At 60.5% G+C, this 25,667-nt stretch carries 29 protein-coding genes; 10 read left to right on the top strand and 19 right to left on the bottom strand.

The annotated features are described in order from the left end of the window. Positions 1-29: 29 nt before the first annotated feature. Genes C8C92_RS06585 through C8C92_RS06570 form a run of 4 tightly spaced genes read right to left on the bottom strand, consistent with a single transcriptional unit; the run spans position 30 to position 3,719 of the window. On the bottom strand, positions 30-857 hold the full coding sequence (locus C8C92_RS06585; RefSeq protein WP_099760475.1) for an EI24 domain-containing protein: 828 nt from the start codon (positions 855-857) through the stop codon (positions 30-32). Then, positions 857-1,897, bottom strand: a complete 1,041-nt coding sequence (locus C8C92_RS06580; RefSeq protein WP_116743311.1) for a sterol desaturase family protein — start codon at positions 1,895-1,897, stop codon at positions 857-859. The genes C8C92_RS06585 and C8C92_RS06580 overlap by 1 nt, the downstream gene beginning before the upstream one ends. Next, a complete protein-coding gene (locus tag C8C92_RS06575) occupies positions 1,894-2,751 on the bottom strand; it encodes a polysaccharide deacetylase family protein (RefSeq protein WP_243420128.1) in 858 nt (285 codons plus the stop codon). The genes C8C92_RS06580 and C8C92_RS06575 overlap by 4 nt, the downstream gene beginning before the upstream one ends. Next, a complete protein-coding gene (locus C8C92_RS06570; protein ID WP_099760477.1) occupies positions 2,748-3,719 on the bottom strand; it encodes a cytochrome D1 domain-containing protein in 972 nt (323 codons plus the stop codon). The genes C8C92_RS06575 and C8C92_RS06570 overlap by 4 nt, the downstream gene beginning before the upstream one ends. 196 nt (positions 3,720-3,915) lie before the next feature. Between C8C92_RS06570 and C8C92_RS06565 the strand changes: the two genes are divergently transcribed. After that, a complete protein-coding gene (locus C8C92_RS06565; RefSeq protein ID WP_010395194.1) occupies positions 3,916-4,272 on the top strand; it encodes an FKBP-type peptidyl-prolyl cis-trans isomerase in 357 nt (118 codons plus the stop codon). A gap of 211 nt (positions 4,273-4,483) precedes the next feature. Beyond that, entirely contained in the window at positions 4,484-4,738 is a 255-nt protein-coding gene (locus tag C8C92_RS06560) for an acyl-CoA-binding protein (protein ID WP_034782468.1), read from the top strand. A gap of 148 nt (positions 4,739-4,886) precedes the next feature. On the opposite strand, the gene proX is transcribed toward C8C92_RS06560, so the two are convergent. The 4 genes from proX to C8C92_RS06540 all read right to left on the bottom strand — a co-directional run bounded on the left by proX (position 4,887) and on the right by C8C92_RS06540 (position 9,142). Beyond that, positions 4,887-5,945: a glycine betaine/L-proline ABC transporter substrate-binding protein ProX gene (gene proX, locus C8C92_RS06555; protein ID WP_116743310.1), complete on the bottom strand. Its 1,059-nt coding sequence runs from the start codon at positions 5,943-5,945 to the stop codon at positions 4,887-4,889. Between the two features lie 9 nt (positions 5,946-5,954). After that, a complete protein-coding gene (gene proW, locus C8C92_RS06550; protein WP_116743309.1) occupies positions 5,955-7,058 on the bottom strand; it encodes a glycine betaine/L-proline ABC transporter permease ProW in 1,104 nt (367 codons plus the stop codon). Further along, complete coding sequence (gene proV / locus C8C92_RS06545) at positions 7,055-8,287, bottom strand: glycine betaine/L-proline ABC transporter ATP-binding protein ProV (RefSeq protein WP_116745861.1); 1,233 nt, start codon at positions 8,285-8,287, stop codon at positions 7,055-7,057. Before proV ends, proW begins: the two co-directional genes overlap by 4 nt. Before the next feature lie 570 nt (positions 8,288-8,857). Then, on the bottom strand, positions 8,858-9,142 hold the full coding sequence (locus C8C92_RS06540; protein WP_099760480.1) for a polyhydroxyalkanoic acid system family protein: 285 nt from the start codon (positions 9,140-9,142) through the stop codon (positions 8,858-8,860). A 200-nt stretch (positions 9,143-9,342) separates the two neighbouring features. Between C8C92_RS06540 and C8C92_RS06535 the strand changes: the two genes are divergently transcribed. The 4 genes from C8C92_RS06535 to phaZ all read left to right on the top strand — a co-directional run bounded on the left by C8C92_RS06535 (position 9,343) and on the right by phaZ (position 13,259). Further along, entirely contained in the window at positions 9,343-10,740 is a 1,398-nt protein-coding gene (locus C8C92_RS06535; RefSeq protein WP_116743308.1) for a hypothetical protein, read from the top strand. A 77-nt stretch (positions 10,741-10,817) separates the two neighbouring features. Continuing rightward, positions 10,818-11,105, top strand: coding sequence for a protealysin inhibitor emfourin (locus C8C92_RS06530; protein WP_099760482.1), 288 nt, complete (start codon positions 10,818-10,820; stop codon positions 11,103-11,105). A gap of 334 nt (positions 11,106-11,439) precedes the next feature. Further along, positions 11,440-11,763, top strand: a complete 324-nt coding sequence (fdxA, locus tag C8C92_RS06525) for a ferredoxin FdxA (RefSeq protein ID WP_010395176.1) — start codon at positions 11,440-11,442, stop codon at positions 11,761-11,763. Positions 11,764-12,038: 275 nt separating this feature from the next. Next, on the top strand, positions 12,039-13,259 hold the full coding sequence (phaZ, locus tag C8C92_RS06520) for a polyhydroxyalkanoate depolymerase (protein WP_071079215.1): 1,221 nt from the start codon (positions 12,039-12,041) through the stop codon (positions 13,257-13,259). Between the two features lie 65 nt (positions 13,260-13,324). Here phaZ and C8C92_RS06515 read toward each other — a convergent pair whose 3' ends face one another. From C8C92_RS06515 to C8C92_RS06505, 3 genes are all read right to left on the bottom strand, one after another. Continuing rightward, positions 13,325-14,008 (bottom strand): DOPA 4,5-dioxygenase family protein, encoded by a 684-nt coding sequence (locus C8C92_RS06515; RefSeq protein WP_116743307.1) that lies wholly within the window; start codon positions 14,006-14,008, stop codon positions 13,325-13,327. Between the two features lie 41 nt (positions 14,009-14,049). After that, on the bottom strand, positions 14,050-16,596 hold the full coding sequence (locus C8C92_RS06510) for a TonB-dependent receptor (protein WP_116743306.1): 2,547 nt from the start codon (positions 16,594-16,596) through the stop codon (positions 14,050-14,052). A gap of 126 nt (positions 16,597-16,722) precedes the next feature. Next, a complete protein-coding gene (locus tag C8C92_RS06505) occupies positions 16,723-17,463 on the bottom strand; it encodes a transporter substrate-binding domain-containing protein (protein WP_116743305.1) in 741 nt (246 codons plus the stop codon). 43 nt (positions 17,464-17,506) lie between these two features. On the opposite strand from C8C92_RS06505, the gene C8C92_RS27135 reads away from it, so the two are divergent. Genes C8C92_RS27135 through nth form a run of 3 tightly spaced genes read left to right on the top strand, consistent with a single transcriptional unit; the run spans position 17,507 to position 19,205 of the window. Beyond that, the gene (locus C8C92_RS27135; RefSeq protein WP_133250699.1) at positions 17,507-17,830 is read left to right on the top strand and encodes a hypothetical protein; all 324 of its coding nucleotides are present in this window, start codon (positions 17,507-17,509) and stop codon (positions 17,828-17,830) included. After that, positions 17,827-18,561, top strand: a complete 735-nt coding sequence (rsxB, locus tag C8C92_RS06500; RefSeq protein ID WP_116743304.1) for an electron transport complex subunit RsxB — start codon at positions 17,827-17,829, stop codon at positions 18,559-18,561. The genes C8C92_RS27135 and rsxB overlap by 4 nt, the downstream gene beginning before the upstream one ends. Continuing rightward, positions 18,558-19,205 carry an endonuclease III gene (gene nth / locus C8C92_RS06495; RefSeq protein WP_034782448.1) on the top strand — a complete coding sequence of 216 codons (648 nt, stop codon included), beginning with the start codon at positions 18,558-18,560 and terminating at the stop codon, positions 19,203-19,205. Before rsxB ends, nth begins: the two co-directional genes overlap by 4 nt. A 127-nt stretch (positions 19,206-19,332) precedes the next feature. Here the strand turns inward: nth and proB are convergent, their stop codons facing one another. From proB to rplU, 5 genes are all read right to left on the bottom strand, one after another. Further along, on the bottom strand, positions 19,333-20,451 hold the full coding sequence (gene proB, locus C8C92_RS06490; RefSeq protein WP_116743303.1) for a glutamate 5-kinase: 1,119 nt from the start codon (positions 20,449-20,451) through the stop codon (positions 19,333-19,335). 27 nt (positions 20,452-20,478) lie between these two features. Continuing rightward, complete coding sequence (locus tag C8C92_RS06485; RefSeq protein ID WP_099760489.1) at positions 20,479-20,889, bottom strand: hypothetical protein; 411 nt, start codon at positions 20,887-20,889, stop codon at positions 20,479-20,481. Positions 20,890-20,901: 12 nt separating this feature from the next. Beyond that, positions 20,902-22,011: a GTPase ObgE gene (gene obgE, locus C8C92_RS06480; protein ID WP_096234008.1), complete on the bottom strand. Its 1,110-nt coding sequence runs from the start codon at positions 22,009-22,011 to the stop codon at positions 20,902-20,904. A 113-nt stretch (positions 22,012-22,124) separates the two neighbouring features. Then, positions 22,125-22,397, bottom strand: coding sequence for a 50S ribosomal protein L27 (rpmA, locus tag C8C92_RS06475; RefSeq protein ID WP_010395157.1), 273 nt, complete (start codon positions 22,395-22,397; stop codon positions 22,125-22,127). Between the two features lie 40 nt (positions 22,398-22,437). Beyond that, complete coding sequence (gene rplU / locus C8C92_RS06470; protein WP_038500602.1) at positions 22,438-22,749, bottom strand: 50S ribosomal protein L21; 312 nt, start codon at positions 22,747-22,749, stop codon at positions 22,438-22,440. A 304-nt stretch (positions 22,750-23,053) separates the two neighbouring features. On the opposite strand from rplU, the gene ispB reads away from it, so the two are divergent. Next, on the top strand, positions 23,054-24,043 hold the full coding sequence (gene ispB / locus C8C92_RS06465; protein WP_099760490.1) for an octaprenyl diphosphate synthase: 990 nt from the start codon (positions 23,054-23,056) through the stop codon (positions 24,041-24,043). 50 nt (positions 24,044-24,093) lie between these two features. Here ispB and arsH read toward each other — a convergent pair whose 3' ends face one another. The 3 genes from arsH to C8C92_RS06450 are packed head-to-tail and all read right to left on the bottom strand — an operon-like array spanning position 24,094 to position 25,614. Beyond that, positions 24,094-24,831, bottom strand: coding sequence for an arsenical resistance protein ArsH (gene arsH, locus C8C92_RS06460; protein ID WP_116745860.1), 738 nt, complete (start codon positions 24,829-24,831; stop codon positions 24,094-24,096). A 10-nt stretch (positions 24,832-24,841) separates the two neighbouring features. Beyond that, on the bottom strand, positions 24,842-25,264 hold the full coding sequence (arsC, locus tag C8C92_RS06455) for an arsenate reductase (glutaredoxin) (RefSeq protein ID WP_116743302.1): 423 nt from the start codon (positions 25,262-25,264) through the stop codon (positions 24,842-24,844). After that, positions 25,261-25,614, bottom strand: a complete 354-nt coding sequence (locus tag C8C92_RS06450) for a metalloregulator ArsR/SmtB family transcription factor (protein ID WP_243420127.1) — start codon at positions 25,612-25,614, stop codon at positions 25,261-25,263. Before C8C92_RS06450 ends, arsC begins: the two co-directional genes overlap by 4 nt. Between the last annotated feature and the right edge of the window lie 53 nt (positions 25,615-25,667).

Here is a 25,667-nt window from a genome sequence, read left to right as displayed (position 1 = left end):
ACTTCCTCGTTCGATTCGATTAGTGAAGGTCAGGCGTCCGCCGGCGCCACGTCGGTCATGCCGCGTACACCCCGCAAACGCGACAGTGCTTCCAGGCAGTAATACTGGAACCACAGACCCGTAAAGATAAAGATCAGTACATACAGCCAGATGGCGAACGCCGCCAGGAAGGGGAAGAACACCACCGACATCACGCCGCCCATCCACAGCATGCCCGGCACGGCGCCGGCCGCGCCGGAGACCATGCCGATGGCCAGCAGGGGCCAGCGCTGCGTACGCATGATGGCGTGGCGCTCTTCCACGCTGGCGTAGTCGGCCATGGCGTCATACGCCATCACGCGGTAGGTCAGCCAGCCCCACAGCACGGCTTGCCCCACCAATGCGGCGGGTGGAAACGCGTACAACGGCAGCATGATGACCCAGACGACGATGAACAGCAGAAAGGTAGCCAGGGAAGTGCCGACGCTGCCAGCCAGGCTGCCGCCGTGTTTCTTGTCCAGTTGCGGAAAATGCCGCCCGCCAATATGGCGGCCGATGGCCGGCATGGCGAACAGACCCATGAAAATGAGCGCCGTCAAGATCATCAGCGGCAACAGCATGAACATGGCGATCAGGGGCACGATCACGGCTTTCAGCACGCCGAGGCCAAAGGTAGCCAGCACCTGCCCGCTGGTGCGGAAGAAATCGTACTGCGTAAACAGCGCATGCAGGCTGTCGATCAGCGGCTGCAGGCCCACATACAGCAGGGCGCCCCACAGGATCAGCGAGAGGATGAAGGGCGCCACGCTCAACAGCAGTATCTTGCCGTGCAATTGCGATAGCAAGGCGCGGCCATACGAATTCAACACATTACGCATCAACGGCGTCCTTTTCGTTTGATTCCTGCAAATTCCACCATGCGGCGCAGGCCCAGCCATTGCTGCTGCCAGAAGCCGCGGCCATACTCGCGTCCGGGGCGGCCCACGCCATCGCTGTCGATGCGGGCCAGCTGGTCGCGCACGCCCGTGCGCGCATAGCCCGCCGAGAAATTCGCGGTGCCCAGCAGCATATCCCAAATCGGCAAGACCACGCCGAAGTTGCAACCGCCCATGCTGCCCTTGCCTTTCGACTCGTGCCCCACGCCGATCGCGTGGTGCGTGCGGTGGAAACGGGGCGAGATCAACAGCCGCTCGCCGATGCGGCCGAAGTGTATCCTCACATTCGCATGCTGCAAGCTTTGCAGAATGCGCGAAATCGACACCAGCAGCACGTACTGGCCCGGCGGCACGCCGATACCCAGCGCCACCAGCGCCATCACCACGTCGCGCAAGAAATCATCGAGCAGGTGGTTGCGGTCATCGCTCCACAAGTTCATGTTTTGCTGGCTGTGATGCAGGCTGTGCAAGCCCCACCACCAGCCGAAATGGTGCGAAGCCCGATGGTAGCAATAGTCGACGAAGTCCAGTATCACAAAATAGATGATAAAACTGAGCAAGGGACTGATGCCGGGTAACAGCGACTCGAGGTTGAATGGATGGATATTATCGAAACGCAAAGCGCCGGCCAATGCATCCATCAGCGGATCGAGCGTGAAGAAGACCAGCACGGAAAACAGGCCGATGCGGTGCAGCACGGTATACAGAAAATCGTTCCAGCGGGCGCGCGGGTCGCTCATCTTTTGTGCGGGAATCCAGGCTTCGAGCGGACGCAGCACGAGAAACAGCAGCACCAGTTCGCACAGGCCGATCAGCAGCCATTCCGTGCCCTCGAACGCCTCTTCCGTGAATTCGCCAAAGCCCAGGTGGTAGACGAGCGGATTGACGATGGTCTGGAACAGCCAGCCTTGCGCCACGCCAAAGGCGTCGACCACGGCATCGATGGCGGGCGTGACGAGGCTGACGATGTCGGCGGCGGTCATGGCTGGCCCTTCTTCTGCGAGTAGGCGGGATGCTCGCGCAAGGTGGCAAAGCAAAAACCCTTGTCTTGCAAGCCGGAAATCAAAGCATCCAGATTGGCGGGCGCCCACGCATCCTTGCGCGACCAGATGCCCATGTGCGCAATGAAAATATCGCCGCTGCGCAAGTTGGCCAGCGCCTTTTTCAGCAGCATGGCGTTCGGATACTTGTCGCTGGGCAGCTCATCACCCGAGTAGCCCGCCGGCGCCCAGCCCGCGTGCTGGTAGCCGCAGGCGCTGCCGGCGGCCAGGGTGCGCGGCGAGGTGTAGCCGCCCGGCGCGCGCCAGAACGGATCGAGCTTGTGCCCGGTCAACTCCTGGAAGCGCGTATCGACGCGGCGCAACTCCGCGCAGAACTGTTGATCAGTGAAGGAGGCCAGCTTGCCGCCGTCCTTGCCGAACTGCGGCTTGACCTGGATCAAGCCGTTGGCCAGATCCTTCTTCCAGTACACATGGTCAAACGTATGCGTGCCGAACGCATGGCCTTCGGCGACGCGGGCTTTCCAGTATGGCGCCCATGACGGATCGAGCGAATAATCGCCGCGCGTGGTCTTTTCATTGGCCAGAAAGAACGTCGCCTTCACATGGCGTTGATTGAGCATGTCGGCAATCAGCTGCGCTTGCGACTGGCTACCCGTGTCGAACGTCATGTAGAGGGTGCCCTTGCAGGCGGCCGGGGCGGCAGCAGGGGTAGCAAAGGCGGTGGCAGATGCGGCTGGAGCGACAGGTGCGGCGCCATGCGCGGGCGACAGCATGGTGCTGGCGCACAGCAGCATGGCGGGCACGCCGCCAGTCAGAATAAGACGCTGCATCATCACATGCGCGGCGAATGGGTGGCGAAATACACGCCGTGGGGCGAGCGGCCCACCGGTATCATCTTGATCACTTTGCGCGTGGTCAGGTCGATCACGGCCACTTTCTTGATCCAGCGCAAGGTCACCCACATGGTCTTGCCATCGGGCGTGATTTCCATACAGTCCGGGCCACCTGGCACATTGATGGTGCCCACGTTTTCCAGCGTTTTCTGGTCGATGATATTGATCGTGTTCGACACGCGGTTCGAGACGAACGTCATGCGATTGTCACCGAGCGCGCGGAAATTATGCGTGCCGGCGCCCGCCTTGATGCGCTTGACGGTCTTTTGCGTGCGCCAGTCGATCACTTCCACGTAATCGCTACCCATGATGCCCACCAGCAAATGCTTGCCGTCGGGCGTCATCGTGATGCCGGCCGGCGCCGGGCCGACAGGCATGGTCCATTTCACCGTCTGCGTGGCCAGGTCGATGGCGCTGACCTGGTTGCTGCCCTGCTGCGTGATGAAAGCCATGGTGCTGTCGGCCGTGAAGGCCATATGGCTGGGCAATTTTGGCAATGGGATGCGCTTGGCCAGGGTCAGGTTCTTGCCGTCGTAGCGGTACAGGTCGATGCGGTCCAGGCGCAGCGAGTTCGAGATGAACCATTTCTGGTCCGGCGAAAAGCCGATCTGGTACGGGTCGAGGATATTGCTGATGCGGCGCTGGATCTGGCCCGACACGGGGTCGAGGAAAATCAGCTCATTGCCCACGGAACTGGCGACGATCAGCGACTTGCCGTCCGGCGTTTCCATCAGGTGATGCGGTTCCTTGCCGACGGCAAAGGTGGACAGGGGAGCATAGGTTTTCTGGTCCAGCAGTTGCACCGTAGCATCACGGGAATTGAGCACCACCACCACTTCGGCTTGCGCCGTCGATATTGCGGAAACCAGGCACAGCGAGGAAAAAACAAGGCGGCGTAGACTGCGGAACATGGAAGAAATCACTGTTAAATACAAAACAGGCATTTTACGTGGAACACTGTATTTATTGTGTGAAATCCCCCTTAAATGCTGGCGGCAGCCACACATCGCCGTCATTTGCCCTTTTTCCCTGTCCCGCGCCTGGAATGGCGCTTTGCAACTCATTGCTCTACAATCTGAAGCTTTCATCGCCTACACAAGGATTATCATGACCACCACCACTACCGCTTCCGGCCTGCAATACATCGATACCGTCGTCGGCGAAGGCGCTGAAGCGCAAGCCGGCAACAATGTTGTCGTGCATTACACAGGCTGGCTGCAAAACGACGACGGCAGCGCCGGTTCGAAATTTGACTCGAGCAAGGACCGCAACGACCCATTCGAATTCCCGCTGGGCGCCGGCCGCGTCATTCAAGGCTGGGACGAAGGCGTGCAAGGCATGAAAGTGGGCGGCAAGCGCCAGCTGATCATCCCGGCAGCACTGGGCTATGGCGCACGCGGCGCCGGCGGCGCGATTCCACCGAACGCCACCCTGATTTTCGACGTCGAACTGCTGGGCGTGTAAGTAGCAAGCAAGCACAGACCAGGCAGCATTCCAACGACTGCGCCAGGCGCCGCCCCTGTTCACTCAGCGGCGGCGCTTTTGTTTTGAGTGTGTCCTCTAATGCACGGCGCGCTTTTTTCACTATGATGTCAGGCACTGCAGCACGCACGGTGGCCACTCCGCCGGGCCTGCCGCACTTTTCCAGCGATTCCATCAGCACACAGGAGCCATCATGAGTTTACAAGAGCAATTCGAACAAGCACAGCTCGATTCCAAGACCCTGTCCGAGCGTCCGGACAATATGACCTTGTTGAAAATCTATGCCTTGTTCAAGCAAGCCTCAAGCGGCGACGCCACGGGCGAGCGTCCTGGCATGACCGACTTCGTCAACCGCGCCAAGTTCGACGCCTGGGCGGCCCTGGCCGGCACCTCGAAGGAAGAGGCGCAACAGCAGTACATCGACTTGATCGAAGACTTGAAGGATTAAACGCGAGCAACGCCTGTTTTTCAGAAAAATCAGCCAAAAATGGCTGAAAACTCACGAAAAATCACCAAAACGGGCGAAAGCGAGTCCAAAATGCAAAAATGGCTACCAATACGGTAGCCATTTTTTTGATGCTGAAACAGCTGTGGATTTACTTCTTGGCGGCCGCCAGCGCTTGCGCGATCCAGCCATCAAACGTCTGCTGGTGGTACTTGATCCAGCCGGCCGTATGGCGCGCGATATCGGCTTGCGTGCTTTCGCCACGGCGCATGCGCTCGTTCTGCGCATTGATATCGGCCACCGGCAGTTGCATCACCTCGAACAGCTTGGCTGCGGCCGGGTTGTTCTCCGCCCAGGCCTTGTTGGACACGATGCGCGCCGTGTTGACGGCAAAGCCGTAATCGCTGCCCTCGTCGAGGCGGGTATTCACCTTGTCCGGATTGGCCGAGAACGGCACTTTCAACCAGACCACGTCCTTGCCCGGCACCAGCACGCCACTGACCCAGTACGGCGTCCACGTGTAGTACAGGATCGGTTCGCCGCGCTTGTAGCGGCCCAGGGTATCGGCGATCAGGGCCGCATAGCTGCCCTGCACGTGCGTCACCGTCTTGCGCAATTTATACGCATCCATGTGCTTCTCGATCAGCGCTTCGCAGCCCCAGCCGGGATTGCAACCCGTCAAGTCGGCCTTGCCATCGCCATCGTGGTCGAACAGCTTGGCCAGGGTGGGATCGCGCAACTGGTCGATATTCGTGATGTTGTACTTTTCCGCAGTCGCCTTATCGATCAGATAACCTTGCGCGGCAGGCCCCGCATACTGGCCGGTGCGCAACAGCTTGGCATCGCCGCCCGCATTGTTATAGAAATCCTTGTGCATCGGATCCCAGTGCACGGCCATGAAGGTGGCGTCGCCGTTGGCGATGGCGATATGCGCGGTCGGGTATTCCACTTCCTTGATCGGCTGCACTTCGTAGCCCAGCTTTTCCAGGGCCTTGTCAACCAGCATGGTCTGGAAGGTTTCTTCCGCGATCGAGCTTTGCAGCGGCTGCACCTTGACGCCCTTGCCGGGCAGCGCATCGGCTGCCACGGCCGGCGTCTGCGCCATGGCCAGGCTGGTGGTCAGGGCCAGGGCGGCGATCGCCAGGGCGGAAAACAGCTGGAACTTGCGTTGCGATTTTTGCGTCACTTTAAAATTATCAATTTGATGCATGTGGTTCCTTTATTGTGCGTTGGCCAGCGTTGCTTGCTGTTCAACATTATTTTTCTTCGTATTGCCGCGCACCAGGCGCAGCACGAAACCGGCGGGACCCGTCTGATACCAGTGGCGCACGCCACGGCGCGGCTGACCCATCGCTTGCGTCAAACGGTCCAGGGTGATGGCCAGCAGCACGATGCCCAGGCCACCCACGGTTGCCAGGCCCATGTCCAGGCGGCCAATACCGCGCAGCACCATCTGACCCAGACCACCGACGGCGATCATCGAGGCGATCACGACCATCGACAGCGACAGCATCAGCGACTGGTTGATACCGGCCATGATGGACGGCATGGCCAGCGGAAACTGCACGCGGGTCAGCAACTGCCACGGCGAGGCGCCATACGCGCGGGCCGCTTCGATCAGGTCCGGACGCACTTGGCGGATACCCAGGTTGGTCAGGCGCACCAGCGGCGGCAGGGCAAAGATGATCGTCACGATCACGCCTGGCGCATTACCGATACCAAACAGCATCACCACCGGCACCAGGTAAACAAAGGCGGGCGTGGTCTGCATGGCGTCCAGCAAGGGGCGCAGGATATTCTGTGCGCGGTCGCTGCTGGCAAGGAAAATGCCCAGCGGCAAACCGATAGCCAGACAGAACGCCAGCGACGTCAACACCAGCGACAAGGTCGTCATGGCTTCCGGCCAGATGCCCAGCATCGACACGAGCAGCAGCGCCAGCACGGTGCCGATGGCCAGCGTGCGGCTGGTAAATTGCCAGGCCAGCAAGCCGATGATGGCGATCACCGTCAGCGACGGAGCGGCCAGCAGCACGCCTTCCACGCCAGACAATACGCTGTCGATCGGCGCGCGCACGGCCTGGAAGAAGGGGCGGAAATGCGCGACGACCCAGCCCAGGCCCTGGTTGATCCAGCTTTCCAGCGGCAGCGAGCCGTCGAAAATTTGTGTCAGGTGAAAGCCGGACGCCTGTTCCGGCTGCACGGCAGGCGCGGCGGCGTCGAGCCATGCGGTGCTGGCGTCGGTGGGCGGCGTCAGCGCCCAGGGATTGATCTGGGCGGCCTGTTCAACAACAGGTTCTACGGTAGAAACGGTGCTTGGGTTCATGCTTGTCCTTTCTGTTGTTGTTCGGCTATGGCTGGCGTATCGCGGTCGAGGAACTTCAGCAAGGTTGTCTTGCTGATGGCGCCGCGGAAGCTGCCGTCATTGGCCACCACAGGGACGGCGTAAGGCAGTTGCGCCACCTGGCCGAACAGGCCGGCGACTGGCTCATCTGCATTGATGGTCTGCACGTCGGGCAGATAGGCATGTGCCAGGCCCAGCGGGCCGACATGGCCGTCGAGCGCACTGCGCAGCGAATCGACCGAGACGACGCCGAGGAACTTGCGCTGCGGGTTGACGACGTAGGCAAACGCGCGATCCTGCTCTTCCAGCATCGACAGCGCGGCGCGCGAACCGCGGCTCGGCGACTCGGACACGACGATCTGGCTCTTGCGGGCAATATCGCTGGCCTTGAAGACGGCCGCCGCATCGACGCCGCGCACGAAGTTGCGCACATAATCGTTGGCCGGTTTACGCAAAATCTCTTCCGGCGTGCCCACTTGTACCACGTGGCCGTCTTTCATGATGGCAACGCGGTCACCGATGCGCATGGCTTCGTCGAGGTCATGCGAAATGAAGACGATGGTGCGGCGCTTGATCTGCTGCAAGCGCAGCAGTTCCGATTGCATTTCCGTACGGATAATCGGATCGAGCGCGGAAAACGCTTCATCCATCAGCAAAATCGATGGATCGCAAGCGAGCGCACGGGCCAGGCCCACGCGCTGCTGCATGCCGCCCGACAATTCGTCGGGATAGCTGGCGCCGTAGCCGTCCAGGCCTACCTGCTCCAGCGCTTGCTGGGCCAGCGCATGGCGCTCGGTCTTGGGCATGCCGGCCAGCTCCATGCCGAAGGCAGTGTTGTCGAGCACGGTAATTTGCGGCAGCAGCGCGAACGACTGGAACACCATGCTGATGTCCTTGCGGCGCAGGGCACGCAGTTGGGCGTCCGGCAAGGTGTTGATGTCGTTGCCGTCGATCAGGATGCGGCCGGCGGTCGGCTCGATCAGGCGGTTCAGCATGCGCACCAGGGTCGACTTGCCGGAACCGGACAGGCCCATGATGACGAAGATCTCGCCCGCTTCAATGGTAAAGGTGGCGTCGAAGACGCCGATGGTGCAGTCGGTCTTGGCCAGGATATCTTGCTTGCTGGCGCCCTTGCGGACGAGTTCAAGTGCTTCTTCTGGCTTGTCGCCGAACACTTTGAATACATGGTCGATAATGATTTGTTTTGCCACGATGTGGTTCTCCCTCGATTTGACGAATGGAATGAAACCCAGCAAGCTGCTAGCTTGCGGCGGGAATCAGCAAACCCTGTTGCGTCGGCTACGCCACGGCGCAAAAGCGCACGGGAGCGACAGTAAACAGGGGGTGACACGCGTGTGACCAGCGGATGGCCAAAGCCGATGCCGGGGTGCCGTGTGCGTGCTAAAAGAGGCTGTGGTTCAGGACTTTTAACAACGCTAGCGCCATGCAAATACATGGAACCAAATGTATTTGACCGAAAAAATCGACCAAACTACTTTTAACTGGATGCGGGTGTAAAACCCGAAGAATTATTCACCACTCAGCGAGCGGAGAGTACTGCGAAGCAGAAGGTGAAACGCGGTGTAGCTGTTGTAAATATGACTCAAGTATAACGCAAAAAGACACAAAAGTCCAATGGCTTTCCAAATAGAAATGTGATAGCAATGTTCGCCAGCGTACAGTCAGACGTAAAAAAGGCGAAAAGAGACGTGTTTGCATCGTCTTTTCGCCCATCGCTGTGACACGCTTCCTAGCACCAAACATGGCGCCAGACAAGCGGATCAAACTGACTCAGTAAACACCTTGCGCATCTTCTCGGCGATCTTACCTTCAATCGTGGAAGCAAAGGCGCTGAGCATGAAGCCCAGCTTGATTTGCAGTTGCGCCTGCTCTTTTTCCAGGGTCAGCGAACCATCGACGCCGCTGCGCTCGAAGCGCAGTACATCGCCATCCCAGGCGCACGCCAGGTCATATTCCTGGGCCAGCTTGTCGGCCACTTGCTGCGCCGCTTCGCGCGCCTTTGCTGCTGTCAGCTTATGTTGCTGAACTATATTTATATCCGCCATCAAACGATCCTTTTATTATAAAAACGGGGGCCATACGGCCAGCATCATACCAGCCGCCATGCGGCAGGCGCGGCCGCAGCGGGCACTGACCTGGCAAAAAACGCCCGCCGTCCCGCATCTCGTTTGCGCGGGATCAAACCGGACACGCCGAAGCGGGACGACTATTCCCATTCCAGCTGCGCGTATCTTGGAGAGCTACCATGGACCAGAAAGTCATCGTGCCGGTCGAAGCCGTGCTGACCAAATGCGTGTCCCTGCCCGTCGGCTATGTCCCTACCCCCTCGGCGCCGTACCGCCAGCACCGCAAGAATGCGCAACTGACCTTGCAGCCAGGCCCGCCCCGCCTGAGCGAGGCAACGGCCCGCAACCTGGCCGCCGTGCCCGTCGGTTCGCGCGTGCTGATCTGGAAGCAAGACCCGTCCGTCAGCGACCTGGGCACGCGCAAGACCTTCCTGCCCGGCCTGACCCTGCAAGGCCCGCGCGACGCGCGCATCACGTTTGGCGAACCGGGCATCGCGCAGGTCAGTCCGAATGCCTTCGGCGACTTCATCGTCTCGCCCAACACAGACCAGTTCGATGCCGTGCACACCTTTGCCATCGTGCGCATGACGCTCACCATGTACCAGCGCGCGCTGGCCAGCAACGACACGGCGCCGCCCCTGCCCTGGCAATGGAATAGCGCCAGCAATACGGCGCCCCTGCGTGTGTTCCCGCACGGTTTGCCCAATGTCATGAACGCGTACTACAGCCGTAGCGACAAGGCCCTCAAGTTCGGCGACTTCATCCCCAGCGGTGCCACCGAGCGCGTCTACACCTGCCGCTCGCTCGACATCGTCTCGCATGAAACGGGACACGCCGTGCTCGATGGCCTGAAACCGAATTGGCTGCTCAGTAACAATCCACCGCAAACGGGCGGCTTGCACGAATCGTTCGGCGACCTGACCGCCATCTTCCTGGCCCTGTCGCAGCTGGACCAGGTGGAAGCGGTGATCGCCCAAACCAAGTCCGACCTGCACGACAAGACCTTCCTGGCCGACCTGGCGGAACAGTTCGGCCTGGCCCTGGGCCGGCCTAACGGCTTGCGCAATGCCGACAACGACATCAAGTTGTCGGAAGCAGGCACGGAAGTGCACGCCATCTCGCAAGTGTTTACAGGGGCCATCTACGACATCCTGGCCGACATCTTTGCCCACGAACGCGCCCCCCAGCTGGAAGACGACGCGGCCGTGCTGCACCGCTGCGGCGACTACCTGCGCAGCCTCGTCCTGCGCGCCCTGGTGGCGTCGCCCGAGCAAGCCGCCACGTATGCCGACGTGGCCGGCCACATGCTGACGATCGCCGAGGCCGACGGCAACGGCGCCTACCTGGACTACATCCGCAACAGCTTTACCGTGCGCGAAGTACTCAAGGCCAATACCATGACGGAGGATGGCCAGATGAGCTTTGCCGCCGACATCGTCGACGGGGACGGCGCCGTGCAAGACAGGCGCGCCTGCTGCGGTACCATGAACCACGCGGAATACAGCGAGTCGGATCAATTGCTTGAAGCGGAGCGCGAAGCGCTGGCCGCCTGGTGCCGCAGTTACGGCGCCCGATAAATAGTACAACTGCGCACCAGCGCGCCCGCGTCAAACTTGCCGGACTGGCCCCACCACCCTCGACAACAAGGAGCAGCATGAAAATTTCAGCCCGCAGCAGCGGCGGCTTTGCCGGCCTGAGTGAACAGTATGATATCGATACGCAAGCCCATCCGGCTGGCCCCGGGCTGGAAGCGGCACTAGCCAGTAGCGGCTTTTTCACGCATCAGCAAGCCTCGGGAGAACAGCTGGGCGCCGATATCCCCCGCTGGCAGATCACCGTTGACGCGCCCACCGCGCGCCGCACCATCACGTTTGCCGAGGATGGCAGTGCCGAAAATGCACGTTGGCAACAGTTGCTGACGCAAATACGTGCCAGCGCCTGATTTTTCTGGCATGTATTGGGTGTCGATCTTGATTTGAGTAAAACAAAAACACCACACGGCAAGTCAACTCGCCGCCCGCACTGCGCCCTGCCGCATCGGGCGATTGTCGCTTTCTTGCCGCGTTCGTCATGGCAACGTCCCGGATAGTCGCTGAATTGCACTCTCTGCACGGCAACGGCAACGCGAAAAAATGAATTTGCTTATACGTATTGTATATAAGCGGGATTTGTGAGAAATAGCGAATTGCCTTAAAATACAATGCTTTGCTTTAGTATGCGCCGCCGAGGTTCCTGCAGGCGCTACAGCACCTCCCCCAAAAATTGATAGGACTGTTATGACCCACGTTGTCACCGAATCCTGCATCGCCTGTCGCTACACCGACTGCGTCGATGTCTGCCCGGTAGATTGTTTCCGGGAAGGCCCGAACTTCCTGGCGATCGATCCGGACGAATGTATTGACTGCGCCGTCTGCGTGGCAGAGTGCCCGGTGAACGCGATTTTCGCGGAAGAAGACGTGCCGGGCGACCAGCAAGCCTTCATCAAGATCAACGTCGATCTGGCTCGTAACTGGCCTTCGATCACCAAGACGAAGGCTGCCTTGCCGGAAGCCGAGCAATACAAGGACGTCAAGGACAAGCTCGACATGCTGGTGCGCTAAGCGCACGGCAGTTGCGGCGGTCATTCCGATGGAGATCGTCCTCCCCGCCGGGGCGTAGCGGCAAATAAAGGTACAAAAAGCAGCGGAAACGCTGCTTTTTTTGCTTTTAAAACATCGTTGCAGGTCTATCCACGCAAGTGTGGCGCGCTGTCACATCGATGCGCAAACTATGGACCTATGCGCAGTAAAGCACATTTTGTCCTCAACAAATATCGTAGAATTGGATTATGATATTTGAGCCGATATTGGCGCTTGGAATTAAACAAGGACTCTATATGCTTTACCAACTGCACGAACTGCAACGCTCTTTCCTCACTCCGGTGATGCAATGGGCAGACATGTCCTCCAAGTTATTTACCAACCCGGTTTCCCCACTGGCCCACACTCCGTTTTCGCAACGCATCGCAGCCGGCTACGAGCTGATGTACCGCCTTGGCAAAGACTACGAAAAACCGCAATTCGACATCAAATCCGTGCTCGTCCAGGGCGAGAGCGTCGAGATCCGCGAACACGTTGTCGTGACAAAACCGTTTTGCCGCCTGATTCACTTCAAAAAAGAAGCCACTGGCTTGCAACAGCCCAAAGTTTTGCTGGTTGCCCCCCTGTCCGGTCACCACTCGACCCTGCTGCGCGATACCGTGCGCGGCTTGCTGGCCGAGCACGATGTCTACATCACCGACTGGACGGACGCGCGCATGGTACCGCTGACGGAAGGCCCGTTCCACCTGGACGACTACATTTACTATGTGCAGGAATTCATCCGCCTGCTGGCGCCTGACTTGCACGTGATTTCCGTCTGTCAACCGACCGTGCCTGTGCTGGCCGCCATCTCGCTGATGGCGACGGCCAAAGATCCGCACATGCCGAAGACCATGACGATGATGGGCGGCCCGATCGACCCGCGCCGCTCACCCACGCAAGTGAACAACCTGGCGACGGAAAAGAAATTCTCGTGGTTTGAAAACACCGTGATCTACGCGGTGCCGCCGAACTACCCTGGTTTTGGCCGCAAGGTGTATCCGGGCTTCCTGCAGCACGCCGGTTTCATCGCCATGAACCCGGGCCGCCACGCACAAAGCCACCGCGAGTTCTACATGCACCTGGTGACGGGCGATGACGAGCCGGCGGAAGGCCACCGTCAGTTCTACAACGAGTACAACGCCGTGCTGGACATGCCGGCCGAGTACTACCTCGAAACCATCAAAACGGTGTTCCAGGAATTCAGCCTGCCGACGGGCACCTGGAAAGTGGGCGGCCAGCTGGTGCGTCCGCAAGACATCACGAATGTGGCGCTGTTTACCGTAGAAGGCGAACTGGACGATATTTCCGGCGCCGGCCAGACGCAGGCGGCGCATGACTTGTGTTCCGGCATCCCTGCCGAGATGCAGCAAGATTTCGTGGCGCCGAAATGCGGCCACTACGGCATCTTCTCGGGCCGCCGCTGGCGCGAGGTCATTTGCCCGAAAATCGGCGAATTCATCCAGAAACACGGCTAATACACAGCATATCCATCAAAACGCCACGCCAGTGCACACTGACGTGGCGTTTTTTTATGCCCAGCTCATGCGCGCGACGTTTCGATTTTCACTGTCGGGTGCGTATTGACAAAGATCTGCTCGACTCGCGGTTCGCCCGGCCCCGGCTTCTTCATCGCATAGCCATTCACGGGCTGCGAACGGTTCACCCATAGCGCGTAATACAGATGATCAGCGCGCGGATCTTCCGTATTCGGGTGGATCAGTATCGTCAAGCCCAGGCTGTTCAACTGCAGCCATGGCACGATCACGGGCAGCAAATCATTGGTAAAGCCGAAATAAAACGAGGGCGTCACGTGCGGGCCGCGCGGCTCCAGGTTCCAGTCGCCCAGCTCGATCTGGAAGCGCTCGGCCGCCCACTTGCGTATCAGCGCCGCCTTCTGGTAACTGTCTTCATCAAAATAAATATGCGCGTGATAACTCTCGATATCCGTGTAGGCGCGCGGCTTGCCCGGCAAGGTTTCCTCGCCGGGCCGCACGCTGACAGGGCGCGGCGTGGGCGCCGTATCCGTATGCTCGCCCCACGGGCTTTTGCCAGGTGGCGGCATGACGCGTTTTACCGCGCCATCCTGCGCGAGAGCCGTTCCCGCCAGGCCGGAAGCGGCCAGCGCCGCCACCAGGCCGCCGCCGCGCAAGACCGTGCGGCGTTGCGGCGAGAGGAGATTGGCCCATTCCAGATCGATGGCCGCGTGTTGCGTGTTGTCAGACATGGGATTCCTGTTCTTGATGATAAGTATGAAGAGAAGGCGGCTCAAAAGTGCACTGTGGCGCGTGCGTAGTAATAACCGCCGAGAACGCCAAGCGGTCCCGAGTTATCGTAGGCCCCCGCGTACTGCGCCAGATTCGACGCGCTGCGCGCTTCGCGCGGCACCTGGCTGGGCTTCTGGTCGAAGACATTGTTGGCGCCCACCGTCACGTTGATGCGCTTGCTGACGTCGTAGCCGACGCTGACATCCGTCACGAAGGCGGCTTTCAGCTGATAATCGCCGCCCGTGATGGCGTTCAGGCGCTTGAGCTTGCCGTAGCGCGTCTCGCGCAGGTTGAACGTCCAACCGGCTTTTTCATACGCCAGCGTGACGATCTCCTTGTCGCGCGGTGCGCGGTACAGCAAGTCGTACTCGGCCGACTTGCTCAGGGTGCCGATATTCGGCAAGCCTTGCAGCACCGTTGGCAGTGCCGCCTTGCCCACCAGACTCGTATGGTTGAGATTCGCCGCCGCCGTCCAGCGCAGCTTGCCCTCGGCCACGCGCAGCACATCTTCCGCCGTGAAATCGATGCCGCGCGTGCGCGTGTCGCCCACGTTGGCAAAGTAATGCGCGACGAGGCCATTGCCTACCGTCAGCCCCGCCGAGCGCAGCAGGTTTTCAATGACGGTCGCTTGCGCCGCCGTCAGCGGCCGGCCGCTGCCGTCAAGCGCCACGCCCGAGCTGCGGTCGATGCCGATGTTCGACGACACGCCCAGGCGGTCGCTGACCTTGATTTGATATGCGTCAACGGCAAAGCGCAGGGTCGGCGTCGGATTGAAGGTCAGCCCGGCCGACAGGTTCGTCGATTTTTCCGGTTTCAACGCTTGCGCGCCCAAGGCGCGCGCCGCAGCAGAGCTCGGCTGCGCCAGGGTGTAGGGAACGCCCGCATGGTCAGACGTATTCGAATACGATTGCGTCACCAGGCTGGGTGCGTGGAAACCATTGCTGACGGTACCACGCACGGCCACGGCGGGCGTGACGTCATAGCGGGCAGATAAACGCCCCGTCGTCTTGCTGCCGAAATCCGAATATTTTTCGGCACGCAGGGCCGTGTCGAGCAGCCATTGCGGCGTCAATTTGGCGCCCAGGCCGATATACGCTGCATAGCTGTGGCGCGCCGTGTCGGACGCATCGACGGGCAGGTAGCCGGCCAGCGCCGACGAGCCGCTGCCCTGCCAGGAAGCAGGTTCACCCGGGCTGCGCTGCTGCGTTTCATGCGAATACTCGAGACCGACGCTGAGGTCGGCCGGTTCGCTCAAGCCCAGCGGCACGGGACGGCGCAGGTCGGCGTTGGTGGTCGAGCGGCTGTAGCGCTGGTTGCCGATGTCAAAATCCGTCTTGCCACCCGGATAGGTCAGCGAGTAATTGGCCGAGTGCTCCACGCCCACGTCGATATCGTCGCGGCCGTAGGTGCTGCTGATATCCCAGCTCCAGCCCGCCGTCTCGCCCTTGATGCCGCCCGTCAAGGAAAAGTCGTTTTCGCTCGTTGTTTCATACGGCGTGAAGCCGTCGGGATACACGGACAGCAAGCCTTTGTTGTTATTGAAAATGGTATTAGGCAGGCGGAAATTCTGCGCCGAACGGGCATTGCGGTGGGCATACGTGCCGAAGCCGTACAGCTGCACCGCGTTCGACACGTCATAGCCGACGTTCGCGCTGAGCGAGGCGGTCGTGCTTTGCGGCACGCCCGTATTGCGCCATGGATTGCTGTTGCGGTTCGCTTCGCCCGGGTTCGGCGAAGCGCCGGCCGGCAAGCTATTGTTCGGTCCCAATTTCACCAGCTGGCCATCGCTGTTGCGCACGGCCGGATACGACAGATAGCCGGGATTCAAGCCGAAATTGCGCACGGCGATACCCTGGCGCTGGACTTCGGCGCCGAAGTGGGCAAAGCCGTGTTCACCCAGACGCGTGCCGCCATCGATGCGCGCGGAACCGTTCGTGCCGTCGCCCTCGTAGGTGGAACCGAGCTGCGTGCTGAAGCTGCCCTTGTCATCGGATTTCAGGATGATGTTGATGACGCCGGCGATGGCGTCGGAGCCGTAGATGGCCGAGGCGCCGTCGCGCAGGATTTCCACGCGGGCAATGGCCCCCGTGGGGATCAGGGCCAGGTCGGTGGCGACGGAACCGGGAAAGCCATCCTCATTGACGATGGCCGTCGTATGCCGGCGTTTGCCGTTGACCAGCACCAGCGTATGCGACGGGTCGAGGTTGCGCAGCTGCCCGGCGCGCACGATGCTGCCCAGGTCGGGCTGCACGCGGGCCGGCAAGTTAAACGATGGCAAGGCCGTGTCCAGCGCATCGAGCAAGTTCAACTTGCCTGTGGCCAGCAATTGCTGCGCGCTGATCACGTCGATGGGCGCGGCGCTGTTGGCCACCGTGCGGCCCGTGCCGCGCGCGCCCGTGACGATGACGGCGTCGAGTGGGGCGGCAGCCAGCGCGGCTTGCGCATGCGCCACGCCGGGCGCTGCCAGCGCCAGCACGGCCACCGAGACGGCATGCGCCAGTTGCCGCAGGCGGGGTGCGGGGTAGTGCTTGTGTATCAGTTCCAGCATACGAAAACATCCTTTCAAAGTCGTCAACACAGTGGTTGCAGACTAAAGGATGGACAAACAAACAAGAACGAATGGTTTCGTATTTAGATATTTCGTTTTGGCAACGAACAACAGTGGCGCGATAGCTCAGGGATTCGGTGGCGCCGTCGCCAGGCTCTGGTCGAGCCGCTTCCAGTAATCGCGTTCCAGCCGGGCCGTATCGATATCGCGCGCCGCCTCGTTGAAGCGTTTTTGCTGCACCGCGCCGTCTGCGGTGCGCTGGAAGCACACATGCACGGGGCGCTCCTTGAAGACGGTATCGATGATGGCGATGCGCTCACGCTCGGCCTTGCTGAAGTTGCGTCCCATCAGCAAGTGCTGCAGAACGTGGCGCTCGATGACGATCACGCGATATCGCTTGATGAACAGTTTCTTCAGATTCGTGGCGTCATTCAAGCCCTCTTCCGTCTTCAGTTCGCCACGCGCCACCATGCCATCGAACTGCTCGCCATTCGAATAGCCGGCCACGGTGCCGATACGCAGCTTGCCCAGTTCGGCCAGGGTGGTACCGGGCACGCCATCCTCCTTCAGATAGGCCAGCACCCCCTGTGTGTTGCCAACCGGAACAGAAAAGTGGCAGAGTTTTTCCCGCTCGGGCGTGCGCCAGACGGCCAGGAAGCCCGCGTAGCGGGGACTGCTCAAACCAAACTGCATAGCGCGCTTCCACGGAAAATACTCATATTTGACGACATAGCCCATGCGTTCGAAGACGGCGCTGACCATGGCGCCCGACATGCCATCGGCAGGCAGGCTATGGGAAATGAAGGGCGGCCAGTCTTCCGCAGCAAAACGGACGATGCGCGAACTGGCAGCGCCCGGCGCCGCCATAGGAGATCCGGCCTGCCCGTGCGCAAGGGCAAACGCAGAGTGCATGAGCAAACAGAAGGGCAAACCAACTGTCCGGAGGAAACGCATGTTTGGCTCCTATGGCCTGGCGCGCCTTGCAACGCAGGCGCGGCAACAGGACTGGCGGTCGGCTTTTTTGATGACTGGCTTGATAAAAAACATGCTCCCACAAAAAAAAGAAATTGCAAAGTTGTTTATTTTCACTTTGACATTCCCGCAGGAAATAAAATGCGGTTGCGGCGCGCCTACAACAGCTCGCCATGGCACACCTTATCCCTCTCACGAAACAGGTTTTTACTTGCGCGCGCGCCGGATGGCCGATAATGGCGTTTTACCGTATCGAAGATGACCGTGCCGCACCCTGCCCCTCCCTCACTTGCCGACCAGATCGAAGACTTGCTGCCGCAAACGCAATGCACCAAATGCGGCTACAACGGCTGCCGCCCGTATGCGGAAGCGATAGCCGCCGGCAGCGCCGACATCAACCAGTGCCCACCGGGCGGCGCCCAGGGCATCGTGCGCCTTGCCGGCTTGCTGGGCAAAAAAGTCATTCCGCTCAATCCCGTCAACGGCCTCGAACGTCCGCGATCTGTCGCCTACATCGATGAATCGCTGTGTATCGGCTGCACCCTGTGCATCCAGGCTTGCCCGGTGGACGCCATCGTCGGCGCCGCCAAGCAGATGCATACGGTGGTGACCAGCCTGTGCACGGGTTGCGACCTGTGCGTGGCACCCTGCCCCGTCGACTGCATCGTGATGTATCCCGTCAGCGGCGACGCCACCGGCTGGGATGCCTGGAGCCAGGCGGACGCCGACGATGCGCGCGCGCGCCACGATTTCCGCACGCAGCGGCTGCGCCGCGAAGCCGAGGCCAACGACGCGCGCCTGGCCGCCAAGGCCGTCGCCAAGATGCAGGAAGTGACACAGGAAGTGCCCGTCACACAAGATGAACAGGCGGAGAAGGAACGCAAGCGCGCCATCATCGCCGCCGCCATGGAGCGCGCGCGCGCCAAGGCCGCCGCCAGCGCCGCCGCCCAGACCGAACCGCCCGCCCCCACCACGCCGAAAAAAGACGCATGAACGCTGCCAAACGCCTGGAAATCTTTACGCGCTTTCGCGCCGCCAATCCGTCGCCAAAAACGGAACTCGACTACACGACGCCGTTCGAGCTGCTGATCGCCGTGCTGCTGTCGGCGCAGGCGACGGACGTGTCCGTCAACAAAGCCACCCGTTTGCTGTATCCGGTCGCCAATACGCCAGCCACGATACTGGCGCTGGGCGTTGACGAGCTGGCCAGCTACATCCGCACCATCGGCCTGTTCCGCACCAAGGCCAAGAACGTCATCGCTACCTGCCAGATCCTGCTGGAACAGCACGGCGGCGAAGTGCCGCGCGACCGCGCCTCGCTGGAAGCCTTGCCCGGCGTGGGCCGCAAGACGGCGAATGTGGTCATGAACACGGCGTTTGGCGAACCGACCATGGCGGTCGACACGCATATCTTCCGCGTCTCGAACCGCACCGGCATCGCGCCGGGCAAGAATGTCGATATCGTCGAACAAAAACTGTTGAAATTCATACCCAAGGAGTTCCTGCACGACGCCCACCACTGGCTCATCTTGCACGGCCGCTACACATGCACTGCACGCAAGCCGCAATGCTGGAACTGCATGATCGCCGACCTGTGCGATTACAAGGACAAGTCGCCGATGCCGGCCGTGGTGTAAAGCAAAAAACGGCCCGAATAGGGCCGATGGAGTCGCTGCGTAGGTCGGATTAGGCGCAAGGCGCCGTAATCCGACGACATTGTTGGCCTGTGGAGCTGTCGGATTACGCGCGACGCGCTAATCCGACCTACAGCAACACCATATTATCGCGATGAATCAGCTCATGGCCTTCCATGTAGCCGAGAATCGCCTCGATCTCGGTGGAAGGCTTGCGCATGATGCGGCGCGCTTCGCCGCTCGTGTAGTTGGACAAGCCGCGCGCCACGGGTACGCCGTCGGCATCGACGCAGGTGATGACGGCGCCGCGGCCGAATTCGCCGTTCACACCCGTCACGCCGATCGGCAACAGGGACTTGCCTTCCTGGCGCAGCTTTTGCACGGCGCCCGCGTCCAGCACGACAGCGCCTGCCGTGTGCAGATGATCGGCCATCCACTGCTTACGCGCTGTCAACTGCCCCGTTTGTGCCAGCAACTGCGTACCGATCGCTTCGCCCTGCGCCAGGCGACTGAGCACGTCGCTGTCACGGCCCCAGGCGATGATCGTATGGGCGCCGGACTTGGCGGCGCGCTTGGCGGCGAGGATTTTCGTCAGCATGCCGCCACGCCCCAGGCTGCTGCCGGCGCCGCCGGCCATCGCTTCCAGGGCCGGATCGCCCGCCACGCCTTGCGTGATCAGGTAGGCGTTCGGGTCCTTGCGCGGGTCGGCCGAGAACAGGCCGTGCTGGTCCGTCAGGATGACCAGCGCATCGGCCTCGATCAGGTTGGCCACCAGGGCGCCCAGGGTATCGTTGTCGCCGAACTTGATTTCATCGGTGACGACGGTGTCGTTTTCATTGATGATCGGCACCACGCCCAGGCGCAGCAGGGTCGTCAGGGTGGAGCGGGCGTTCAGGTAGCGTTCACGGTCTGCCAGGTCGGCGTGCGTCAGCAGCACTTGCGCCGTGCCCAGCTGGTGGGCGCGGAAGCTGCTTTCATAGATCTGCGCCAGGCCCATCTGGCCGACGGCGGCGCAGGCCTGCAATTCGTGGATATCGGTGGGGCGCTGCTCGAAACCGAGGCGCAGCATGCCTTCGGCGATGGCGCCGGAACTCACCAGCACGACTTCCTTGCCCAGCGCGCGCAAGCCGGAAATCTGCGCGGCCCAGCGCGCGATGGCGGCATGGTCGAGTCCGCGGCCATCGTTGGTGACCAGCGAGGAGCCGACTTTGATGATGATGCGGGTAGCTTTTTGAATCACGGAATCCATGGGGCGGCGCTCTTCACTTAATAGACGTCAGCGCGCAGGACGCAGCAGCAGCAAGGCCAGCCCCGCCGTCAGCTCCATTGCGCACATGAACAACACAAAACCCTGGGGCAAGCCGAAACTGATGGCCGCGTACAAACGGCCGGCGGGCTGCGCCAGGACCAACATTGCAGTGATATCGCCGAGGATGGGCGGTTCGCCCTGCCGTGCTGCGAACAGCGCCAGGAGCGCGGTAGCGCCCCAGACACCGACATGGGAGGCGTAGAACTGGCTGTAGCCATTGACGCCATTGAGGAAGATGCCCATGCCGGCCGCCATTTCATCGGCGAACAGCAGGCAGGCGACCACGCTCAGCCCGTAAGCATACGCGATCAGATGCAATACACGGCGCTGCCACGCTTGCTTGCGCGAAGACGCGACAGCGACCGCCTGTACTGACATCAGGATACAACCTTAATCGAGGATCTTGAAACGCGGATCATCCGGGTCGATCGACGAGATACCGCGTGCTTCTTCGGTCATCTGCGTTTCTTCGGCACGGCTTTCGCTGTGTTTCTTCGCTTCCAGATGTTGATAAATCGCATTCACCAGTTCCGGGCAACCCTGATGGTTCAGCGCGGAGATCTCGAAGACGGGACCTTTCCAGGCGAAACGCTTGAGGAAGTCCTTCACCAGCTTCTTGCGGTCTTCTTCCGGCACCATGTCGAGCTTGTTCAACACCAGCCAGCGCGGCTTGTCGACCAGCGACTCGTCATATTTCTTCAGTTCCTTGACCAGCGCCTTGGCTTCCTTGACAGGATCGACGTTGGTTTCAAACGGCGCCAGGTCGACGATGTGCAATAGCAGACCCGTGCGCTGCAAGTGACGCAGGAATTGATGGCCCAGGCCCGCGCCTTCGGAAGCGCCTTCGATCAAGCCGGGAATATCGGCGATCACAAAGCTCTTCTCGTGCGACACGCGCACCACGCCCAAGTTCGGGTGCAGGGTAGTAAATGGGTAATCGGCAATTTTCGGACGCGCGTTCGAGACGGCCGAAATGAACGTCGACTTGCCGGCGTTCGGCATGCCCAGCAGGCCCACATCGGCCAGTACTTTCAGTTCCAGGCGCAGTTCGCGGCGTTCGCCTTCCTTGCCCTCGCCTTTTTGGCGTGGCGCGCGGTTGGTCGAGGACTTGAAGTGGATATTGCCCCAGCCGCCTTCGCCGCCCTTGGCCAGCATTTCGGTCTGACCATGTTCGGTCAGATCGGCCAGGATTTCGCCGCTCGCGTTGTCGATGATCAAGGTGCCGACCGGCATGCGCAGGTGGATGTCATCGGCGCCCTTGCCATAGCAATCTGCGCCACGGCCAGGCTCGCCATTGCGAGCCTTGTGCATTTTGGAGAAGCGGAAATCGACGAGCGTATTGATATTGCGGTCGGCGACTGCCCAAATGGTGCCGCCCTTGCCGCCATCGCCGCCATCGGGACCGCCAAAAGGCCGGAATTTTTCACGGCAGAAAGAGGCGCAGCCGTTGCCGCCATCGCCCGCGATGACTTCGATTTTTGCTTCGTCGATAAACTTCATAATTTTGCCGCCATAAAACTAAAAAGGCTCTACCTTGGGCAGAGCCTTTCGATTGAAGGCTTGCGCCTTACATCATGCGATCACGGCGGAGCGAACTGGCGCCCCGCGATGAATTACGCTGGTACTGCTGCGTTAGGTACAACGGTCACGAATTGCTTCGAGCCAGCACCTTTGACAACGAACTTCACTTTGCCCGCGATCAGCGCGAACAAGGTGTGGTCTTTGCCCATGCCTACGCCTTCGCCGGCGCGCACTGGCGTGCCGCGTTGACGAATGATGATGCCGCCAGCATTGATAGCTTGGCCGCCGTAGACTTTAACGCCCAGACGTTTTGATTCTGAATCACGGCCGTTTCGCGTTGTGCCGCCGCCTTTTTTATGTGCCATTTAAGACTCCTTGATAGCTGATTAATTCAAACAGCGGCGATTAGCCGTTGATCGAAACGATTTGGATTTCGGTAAAATTCTGGCGATGGCCTTGATGCTTTTGGTAATGCTTACGACGACGCATCTTGAAAATTTTGACCTTATCATGGCGACCATGCGCCACAACCGTAACCAGTACCGTTGCACCTTCGACCAATGGCGCACCAAACTTAATGGTGTCGCCCGCGCCTACTGCGAGAACTTGATCGATGGTGATTTCGGAACCAATGTCTGCCGGTATCTGTTCTACTTTAAGTTTTTCGCCAGCGACAACTTTGTATTGTTTGCCACCGGTTTTTATGACCGCGTACATGATTTGAAACCTCATCAAATGTTGAAAGAATTTGTCCCACTGCTACGCAAAGCAAGCCGTACACAACAGGGGGAACCAGCGATTATACACGGACTGAGAAATTGCGTCAAAAACTATTCACAAAGCTTGATGATCGTGGTATGTCGACAACCTGACCATCATGTCAGGCTTGCGCCAGGCGGACAGAAAAGCACGCGCCAGTGCCAACAAGGTCAAACAATTGCTCTACAGTCATCGGCAAACATCACGTTCGCGCAAGCCATGTCGTATAATCGCCGCACCCACAATCTAATGCAGGTTCGCCTTGTCTGACGCTAACAAACACGTTAACCAAAACACCATCGTGCAAACGATTGCCGCCGATATGGACGCAGTCAATACGGTGATCCGCCAAAAACTGCACTCCGACGTGATTCTGATTAATCAGATCGCTGAATACATCATCAGTGCAGGCGGTAAACGCATCCGTCCCGTGCTGATTTTGCTGGTGGCCAATGCCCACGCTTATCGCGGCACGGCGCACCATGAACTGGCTGCCGTGGTCGAATTCATCCATACCGCCACCCTGCTGCACGACGATGTCGTCGATGAATCGTCGATGCGCCGCGGACGCCAGACGGCCAACGCCCTGTTCGGCAATGCGGCCTCGGTGCTGGTGGGCGACTTCCTGCACTCGCGCTCGTTCCAGCTGATGGTGTCGCTCAATAATATGCGCGTCATGCAAATCCTCTCCGACGCCACCAACGTGATCGCCGAAGGCGAAGTGCTGCAGTTGCTGAACATGCACGATCCGGACGTAACGCAAGAGAGCTACCTGAACGTCATCCGCTCGAAGACAGCCAAGCTGTTCGAAGCGTCGGCGCAACTGGGCGCCCTGATCGCCGGCGCCAGCGAAGACGATATCGAAGCGGCTGCCGAATACGGCCGCTCGCTGGGTACGGCCTTCCAGCTGATCGACGACGTGCTCGACTATGCAGGCGACGCCACCGAAATCGGCAAGAACGTGGGCGACGACTTGCGCGAAGGCAAACCGACCATGCCGCTGATCTGGCTGATGGAAAACGGCACGGCGGAGCAACGCGAACTGGTGCGCAGCTGCATCGAGCAAGGCGATGAACAGCATTTCGACGCCATCCTGGCCGCCATCACCAGCAGCGGCGCACTCGACTACACGCGCAAGCAGGCGGAAATCGCCGGCCAGCGCGCCGCCGATGCCATCGCCGGCTGGCCGGACAGCGTCTACAAGCAATCCATGCTGCAACTGTGCTCGTTTGCCGTGGACCGCAATCACTGATCGCGTTTCACTATCAGCAATAAAAAACGGCGCCACTGGCGCCGTTTTCTTTATGTGCCGCTGCTGCGTTCGTGCTCCATCGCCGCGCCCGCCAATGCCTGCACGATGGCCGGCTCAGCCTCCAGCCGTTCGCTGTAGCGGCTGCCCAGGTAGTCGCGGCGATCGCGTACCAGCAGGGTGAATTTGTACAATTCCTCCATCACATCGACCAGGCGCTCGTAATACGGCGACGGTTTCATGCGGCCCGCATCGTCGAATTCCTGATACGCCTTGGCCACCGACGACTGGTTCGGAATGGTGACCATGCGCATCCAGCGTCCCAGCACGCGCAAGCCGTTGACGGCGTTGAACGATTGCGAACCACCCGACACTTGCATCACGGCAAGGGTGCGTCCCTGTGTGGGCCGCACGCTGCCCGTTTCCAGCGGCAGCCAGTCGATCTGCGATTTAAAGACGCCCGTGACGGCGCCATGCCGCTCGGGGCTGCACCAGACCTGCCCTTCCGACCACAGCGACAGCGCGCGCAGCTCCTGCACTTTCGGATGCTCGGGCGAGACGCTGTCGACCATGGGCAAGCCATGCGGATCGAACACGCGCGTCTCGGCGCCAAAATGGCGCAGGATACGTTCCGCTTCCAGGGTCAGCAGCTTGCTGTACGAGCGCTCGCGCAAGGAGCCATACAGCAGCAGGATGCGCGGCGCGTGGGTGGACACGTTGACCGGCGCCAGTTTATCCAGGCTGGGCAGATCCAGGTGCGCGGCGCTGATATTCGGTAACTCATTGGCCAGCTCGTCCATCTCAGGCCACCGGCTTGCCGTCGGCGCCCACCACGGCCTGGCCATCTTCCTTGCTAAAGGCGCCTTGCTGCGGCAGCGGCAGGATCTCCAGCACTTTTTCCGACGGCCGGCACAGGCGCACGCCCAGTTCCGTGACGACGATGGGGCGGTTGATCAAGATAGGATGGGCTTGCATGGCATCCAGCAGGGCCGCATCGCTCAGCTCGGGATTGGCCAGGCCCAGCTCGTCGTACAGGGCGCCCTTGTCGCGCATCACCGCGCGCACGGACAGGCCCGCACGCTGGATCAGGTCGACCAGTTCCTCGCGCGATGGCGGATGCTTGACGTAATCGATGATGACGGGCTCGACGCCCGTGTTGCGGATCAGGGCCAGGGTATTGCGCGAGGTGCCGCACGCCGTGTTGTGATAAATGGTGATCGTCATGTCGTGGTTTCCTTCAGTAATTGTGGTTCGCTGACACAGCAAGGCGCGCCAGCGCAGCAGTTTTCGGTCAGAAATGCCAGCAAGCCGTTCATGCCCGCATAGTTGGCGGCATAGATGATGGAGCGGCCCGCCTTGCTCGCCGTCACCAGATCGGCGTGCGCCAGTTCCTTCAGGTGAAACGACAGCGACGATGGCGCAATGGCCAGCGCCTCGGCGATTTTCGTGGCGGCCATGCCCTCCGGCCCCGTCTGCACCAGCAGGCGGAACACGGCCAGCCGAGATTCCTGCGCCAGCGCCGCCAGCGCCGCGATGGCGGCCGTGCTCGTCAGCGGCCCCGCTTGCAGTGTCATTGCGTTTTCATTTTCCATACTTCAATAATAATCGAATTATGGAATCAATGCCA

Origin of the sequence: Janthinobacterium sp. 78, from assembly GCF_003096775.1 — a bacterium.
Classification (GTDB): Bacteria; Pseudomonadota; Gammaproteobacteria; order Burkholderiales; family Burkholderiaceae_D; genus Janthinobacterium; species Janthinobacterium tructae.
Note: the sequence above shows the minus strand (reverse complement) of the source record. Positions and strands in the feature narration are given on the sequence as shown.